This window comes from Pseudotabrizicola sp. L79 (assembly GCF_036553525.1).
Taxonomy (GTDB): domain Bacteria; phylum Pseudomonadota; class Alphaproteobacteria; order Rhodobacterales; family Rhodobacteraceae; genus Pseudotabrizicola.
Map to the genome: position 1 here is coordinate 273,334 of NZ_JAZHDA010000040.1, position 6,136 is coordinate 279,469.

The 6,136-nt window shown below is 62.6% G+C and carries 6 protein-coding genes; 3 read left to right on the plus strand and 3 right to left on the minus strand.

From position 1 onward, the window contains the following. Nucleotides 1-156 precede the first annotated feature (156 nt). Nucleotides 157-2,769, plus strand: coding sequence for an ATP-dependent chaperone ClpB (clpB, locus tag V3C85_RS02650; RefSeq protein WP_331793520.1), 2,613 nt, complete (start codon nt 157-159; stop codon nt 2,767-2,769). A gap of 95 nt (nt 2,770-2,864) precedes the next feature. Here the strand turns inward: clpB and V3C85_RS02655 are convergent, their stop codons facing one another. The 3 genes from V3C85_RS02655 to V3C85_RS02665 all read right to left on the minus strand — a co-directional run bounded on the left by V3C85_RS02655 (nt 2,865) and on the right by V3C85_RS02665 (nt 4,206). Continuing rightward, a complete protein-coding gene (locus V3C85_RS02655; RefSeq protein WP_331793521.1) occupies nt 2,865-2,987 on the minus strand; it encodes a hypothetical protein in 123 nt (40 codons plus the stop codon). An 80-nt stretch (nt 2,988-3,067) separates the two neighbouring features. After that, nucleotides 3,068-3,556, minus strand: a complete 489-nt coding sequence (locus tag V3C85_RS02660) for a fasciclin domain-containing protein (RefSeq protein ID WP_331793522.1) — start codon at nt 3,554-3,556, stop codon at nt 3,068-3,070. Between the two features lie 182 nt (nt 3,557-3,738). Continuing rightward, nucleotides 3,739-4,206 carry a DUF302 domain-containing protein gene (locus V3C85_RS02665; protein WP_331793523.1) on the minus strand — a complete coding sequence of 156 codons (468 nt, stop codon included), beginning with the start codon at nt 4,204-4,206 and terminating at the stop codon, nt 3,739-3,741. Between the two features lie 169 nt (nt 4,207-4,375). On the opposite strand from V3C85_RS02665, the gene msrP reads away from it, so the two are divergent. Together msrP and msrQ are read left to right on the plus strand one after the other, a co-directional pair. Further along, complete coding sequence (gene msrP, locus V3C85_RS02670) at nt 4,376-5,302, plus strand: protein-methionine-sulfoxide reductase catalytic subunit MsrP (RefSeq protein ID WP_331793524.1); 927 nt, start codon at nt 4,376-4,378, stop codon at nt 5,300-5,302. After that, nucleotides 5,302-5,925: a protein-methionine-sulfoxide reductase heme-binding subunit MsrQ gene (gene msrQ, locus V3C85_RS02675; protein WP_331793525.1), complete on the plus strand. Its 624-nt coding sequence runs from the start codon at nt 5,302-5,304 to the stop codon at nt 5,923-5,925. Before msrP ends, msrQ begins: the two co-directional genes overlap by 1 nt. Nucleotides 5,926-6,136 lie beyond the last annotated feature (211 nt).

The window sequence follows — 6,136 nt, forward strand, 5'->3', positions numbered from 1 at the left end:
CCGGACAAAAAGCCCTGCCGGGCGAAAGAATCAGCCTGATCGCCTTGTGGCAATCTTGCATCAGGGCGGCGCACCCCCCACATTCAGGACAAGGCCAGAGCTGGCGTGCCTTGTAAGGGCGTTGGCGGGCGGTGCTTGGAAAAAAGGAGATTACCGATGAATTTGGAGAAATTCACGGAACGGTCGCGCGGGTTCCTTCAGGCCGCGCAGACGATTGCAATGCGCGAAAGCCACCAGAAGCTGGCGGCCGAGCATTTGCTGAAGGCCATCATGGATGACGATCAGGGGATGGCCGCGAACCTGATCCGCCGCGCCGGGGGCGAGCCGGGCCGGGTGCAAGAGGCGGTGGAGCTGGCGCTGAAGAAGTTGCCCAAGGTGTCGGGCGATGCCCAGCCCTATACCGACCCGTCGCTGGTCAAGGTGCTGGACGAGGCGGAAAAGTTGGCCAAAAAGGCGGGCGACAGCTTTGTGCCGGTCGAGCGGATCTTGATGGCCTTGGCTATGGTGCCGGGAGCTGCCAAGCAGGCGCTGGAGGCGGGTGCAGTCAAACCCCAAGCGCTGAATTCGGCGATCAATGACATTCGCAAGGGACGCACGGCCGATACGGCCAGTGCCGAGCAGGGCTATGACGCGCTGAAGAAATATGCGCGCGATCTGACCGAGGCGGCGGAAGAAGGCAAGATTGACCCGATCATCGGCCGCGACGAGGAAATTCGCCGCGCCATGCAGGTGCTGAGCCGCCGGACCAAGAACAACCCGGTGCTGATTGGCGAGCCAGGCGTGGGTAAAACCGCGATTGCCGAGGGCCTTGCCCTGCGGATCGTAAATGGCGACGTGCCGGAATCGTTGCGCGACAAGAAGCTCTTGGCGCTGGATATGGGGGCGCTGATTGCCGGGGCGAAGTATCGCGGTGAATTTGAAGAACGTCTGAAAGCGGTTCTGTCCGAGGTGACGGCGGCCGAGGGCGAGATCATTCTGTTCATCGACGAGATGCATACCCTGGTCGGGGCGGGCAAGTCGGATGGCGCGATGGATGCGGCCAATCTGATCAAGCCGGCCTTGGCGCGGGGCGAATTGCACTGCGTGGGGGCAACCACGCTGGATGAATACCGCAAATATGTAGAGAAAGACGCGGCTTTGGCGCGGCGGTTCCAGCCGGTGATGGTGGAAGAGCCGACGGTTGAGGACACGATCAGCATTCTGCGCGGCATCAAGGAAAAGTATGAACTGCACCACGGGGTGCGGATTTCCGACTCGGCCCTGGTGGCGGCGGCGATGCTGTCGCACCGCTATATCACCGACCGGTTCTTGCCGGACAAGGCGATTGACCTGATGGACGAGGCTGCCAGCCGGTTGCGGATGGAAGTGGACAGCAAGCCCGAGGAGCTGGACCAGCTGGACCGGCAGATCTTGCAAATGCAGATCGAGCAAGAGGCGTTGAAGAAGGAAGACGATGCCGCCAGCAAGGATCGTCTTGAGAAGATCGAGAAGGAACTGGCTGATCTGCAACAACGCTCGGCCGAGATGACGGCCAAGTGGCAGGCCGAGCGGGACAGTCTGGAAGCTGCGCGCGATCTGAAAGAGCAGCTGGACAAGTTCCGCGCCGAGTTGGAGCAGGCCAAGCGCGAGGGCAATTTTGGCCGCGCGGGCGAGTTGCAATACGGCCAGATCCCGGCGCTGGAAAAGAAGCTGGCCGAGGCCGAGGCGCGCGAAGGCGAAGCCCTGGTGTCCGAGGCCGTGCGGCCCGAGCAGATTGCCGAGGTGGTCGAGCGGTGGACCGGAATTCCGACCAGCAAGATGCTGGAAGGCGAGAAGGAAAAGCTGCTGAAGATGGAAGACGAGCTGGGCAAGCGCGTTGTCGGTCAGCGGGCGGCGGTCGAGGCCGTGAGCCGCGCCGTGCGGCGGTCGCGGGCCGGGCTGTCGGATGAAAACCGCCCGCTTGGCTCGTTCCTGTTCCTTGGCCCGACTGGTGTGGGCAAGACCGAGCTGACCAAGGCCTTGGCCGAGTATCTGTTTGACGATGACAATGCGATGGTGCGCATCGATATGTCGGAATTCATGGAGAAACACTCGGTGGCGCGGCTGATCGGGGCCCCCCCCGGCTATGTCGGCTATGACGAGGGTGGGGTATTGACCGAGGCGGTGCGGCGCAGGCCGTATCAGGTGGTGCTGTTCGACGAGGTCGAGAAGGCGCATCCGGATGTGTTCAACGTGCTGTTGCAGGTGCTGGATGATGGCCGCCTGACCGATGGGCAGGGGCGTGTGGTTGATTTCAAGCAGACGCTGATCATCCTGACCTCGAACCTTGGCGCGCGCAGTCTGTCCGAATTGCCCGACGGGGCAGATGTGGCGGCGGCGAAGCGGGAGGTTGAGGAGGCGGTGCGGGCGCATTTCCGGCCTGAATTCCTGAACCGTCTGGATGAGCAGGTGATCTTTGATCGGCTGAGCCGGGCCAATATGTCGGGGATCGTCGAGATTCAGCTGCGGCGACTTGAAAAGCGGCTGGCGGCGCGCAAGATCTCGCTGGAGCTGACGGAGGAGGCGAAGGCCTGGCTGGCCGATGAAGGGTATGATCCGGTGTTCGGGGCGCGGCCTTTGAAGCGGGTCATTCAGCGGCAGTTGCAAGATCCGCTGTCTGAAATGCTGCTGGCGGGCGAGGTGCTGGACGGGGCGGTGATCCATGTTTCAGCGGGGCCGGACGGGCTGCGGATCGGGGACCGGGTGGTGCCGAGCCGGCGCGAAAAGCCGCAGGTTGCGGTGGTTCACTGACGCCCCCGAACCGGGGGCCGCGAGAGAGGCCAGAGGGCGGGGGAAACCCCGCCCTTTTTCATGTCTCTGGCAGAGACGCGGGCGGGGGCGCGCGCCTAGGCCCCTCTGCCCAGCCTAAGTTCGACCATGTCGCAGATGTCATCGACGAGGCCGAGGAATTTGGCGTCTTCGCCGTAAAACCGGATGACCCGGCCGGTGTTTTCGCGATTGAGGATCACGCCGCGCCAGAGCGCGCGGTGGGGACGAAATGCAAAAGGGGCAGGCTTGCGCCCGCCCCTTGCGTCTGATGCCGGATGGATTACATCGGCGGCATGATGACGGTGTCGATCACATGGATCACGCCGTTGGTGGCCTCGATGTCGGCGGTGGTTACGGCAGCGCCGTTGACCTTGGCGCCACCGTCAAGGGTGATGGTGACTTCGGCGCCCTGCACGGTGGCGGCCATCATGCCTTCGGTCAGGTCGGTTGACATGACCTTGCCGGGAACGACGTGGTAGGTCAGGATCGCGGTCAGCTGGTCTTTGTTCTCGGGCTTGAGCAGCTCTTCCACGGTGCCGGCCGGCAGTTTGGCAAAGGCTTCGTCAGTGGGGGCGAAGACGGTGAACGGGCCTTCGCCTTTCAGCGTGTCAACCAGACCGGCTGCGGTGACGGCGGCGACGAGCGTGTTGAAGCTGCCTGCGCCAACGGCGGTGTCAACGATGTCTTTCGCGTGGCCGCCAGCAAAGGCGGGGGCCGAGAACGCCATGGCGGCGGTTGCGGTCAGGGCGATAAAGGTTCTGCGGATCATTGGTGAAACTCCCAAGTCAGATCTCTGCCAGAATTGGCGAAAGGGTATAGCGACCAGAGCAGCGTTTGGATCAACGCAACCTTTCTGTGATTGGGGGTTGTCGTGGGCCGCACGCGCCCTAAGCCGGCGCGCGCGGGCATTTCCAATCACATCCTTGTCAGCGGATGTGATGATATGTGGGGCTATTCGGTGCCCAAAGCGTCTTTGACGATGCTGGTCAGCAGGTCGTTCACCGGGCCCATGGTTCCGTCATACTGGCGGTGGCCGACGGTGACCGTGCCGGGGGCGTCGGGTGTGTCATAGACAAAGATGCCATAGGGGCAATGCTGGATATTCGCCAGATCGGCCTCCATCACCTGACGGCTGACCGAGGCCGAGCAAAAGCTGAACACATCGGCCTGACCAAACAGCACCTTGTCCGAGCCGACATCGGCGCGGGTGCGTTCCAGCATTTCGCCCGTATGGCTGACATGGTCGATCACCAGACCGGCCCCGACGATGGCGCTTTCGATGGCAAAGGCGACATTGTCGAAACTGTCTTCGACCGTATAGGTGACGGGCGGGGTTTCGGCAAAGCCGGGGGCTGCGGCAAGGCAGGCCAACAGGGTGCAGCCGGAAAGGGCGCGGGAAAGCAGGTTGGTGTGGGTCATGATATCCTCCTGCCGGTCAGGATGGCCCCGGAACATTCCGATTCATAGATGTGTTTTCGTCGCGGCGGCGATGTTTCAGGGTTTTGCCGCAGACGTGAGGCAGATTGCTTTGCCTTTTGCGCGGTTTCCCGCATCTTTCCGGGTAAAGCGACAGAGAAGGACACAGCCCATGCCGTTCAAGACCGACCTGACCTGGTCAGACGTTACGCCAAAGGCGCAGTGGATGAGCCGGCGCAAACTGTTGGCGGGGGCAGGCGCGCTGATCGCGGCCCCGACCTTGGGTGGCCCGGCGCTGGCCAGCATTCAGGCCGCCAAAAGCGCGCTATCCACCGATGAGGCGCCGAACAGTTTGGAAGACATCACCAGCTATAACAACTTTTACGAGTTCGGTCTGGATAAGGCTGATCCGGCCCGCAATGCCGGGCAACTGACGACAGACCCGTGGTCGGTGCAGATTGACGGGCTGGTGGACAAGCCCGGCAGTTATGATCTGGCCGATCTGCTGGCCGGGGCGCCGCTGGAAGAGCGGATCTACCGCTTTCGCTGTGTCGAGGCCTGGTCGATGGTGATCCCTTGGATCGGTTTTGAGCTGTCGCATCTGCTGGCCCGTGTCGGGGTGCAATCGGGGGCGCGCTATGTGGCCTTTGAAACGCTGGTGCGCCCCGAAGAAATGCCGGGGCAACGGTCAGCGATCCTTGACTGGCCCTATCGTGAGGGGCTGCGGCTGGATGAGGCGATGCATCCGCTGACGATTCTGGCGACGGGGCTGTATGGCGAGGCGATGCCCAACCAGAACGGCGCACCGATCCGGTTGGTGGTGCCGTGGAAATACGGGTTCAAGTCGATCAAGTCGATCGTGCGTATCAGCCTGACGGCCGAGCAGCCGCAAACCACATGGAACATGCAGAACGCGCGGGAATACGGGTTCTATAGCAATGTGAACCCGACCGTCGATCACCCGCGCTGGAGCCAGGCCAGCGAGCGCCGCGTGGGCGGCGGGCTGTTTGCCGGGCGCGTGGATACGCAGATGTTCAATGGCTATGCCGATCAGGTGGTCCAGCTTTATGCCGGGCAAGATCTGGCGAAAGACTTTTGATGCAGGCGATCAACGCTTTTGCGCGGCGGCTGCCCACGGGCATCGTCTGGGCCGCGGGGCTGGTGCCGCTGGTCTGGCTGATCTGGTCGGCTGTCACGGCCCGGCTGGGGGCTGATCCGGTCAAGGCGATTGAACATGCGCTGGGCCTGTGGGGGCTGCAATTCCTGATCGCGTCGCTGTGCATCAGCCCCCTGCGGCGCCTGGGGCTGAACCTGATCAAGTTCCGCCGCGCGCTGGGGGTGACGGCCTTCCTTTATATAGCTCTGCATTTCCTGACCTGGCTTTGGCTGGATATGGACCTGCGCTGGAGCGAGACCTGGGCCGATCTGGCCAAGCGCCCCTATATCATTCTGGGGATGATCGGGCTGTTGGCGATGATTCCCCTTGCCGTCACCTCGACCGATTCCGCCATTCGGCGGATGGGGGGCGCAAAATGGCGCAAATTGCACCGCCTGACCTATGTGGCGGCCGTGGCGGGGGCGTTGCATTTCGTGATTCTGGTCAAGGGATGGCCGCCCGAGCCCCTGCTCTACCTTGCTGCCGTAGGGTCACTTTTGCTGATGCGGGCGATTGGCACAGGGCGGCGCGGCGCGACGGGCAAAACCGGCCGCCAGTCGGCGTAAGATTGTTGCCGCAATGCGGGGCGGACCATGCCCAATCTTGCGCCAAGCCCCGGAAATTGATCGATTTTCGGGCTTTATGAAAAAAATGCGACGTGAGGTGTTTTTTTCTCTTGCGGGTTTTTGTGGTGGGACGTAAACACCGCCTCACCGAAGCGGACGGGCTGACGGAAGTTGGACTGGACGGTGAGGCGGCGGCGGGATTGGTTGGATC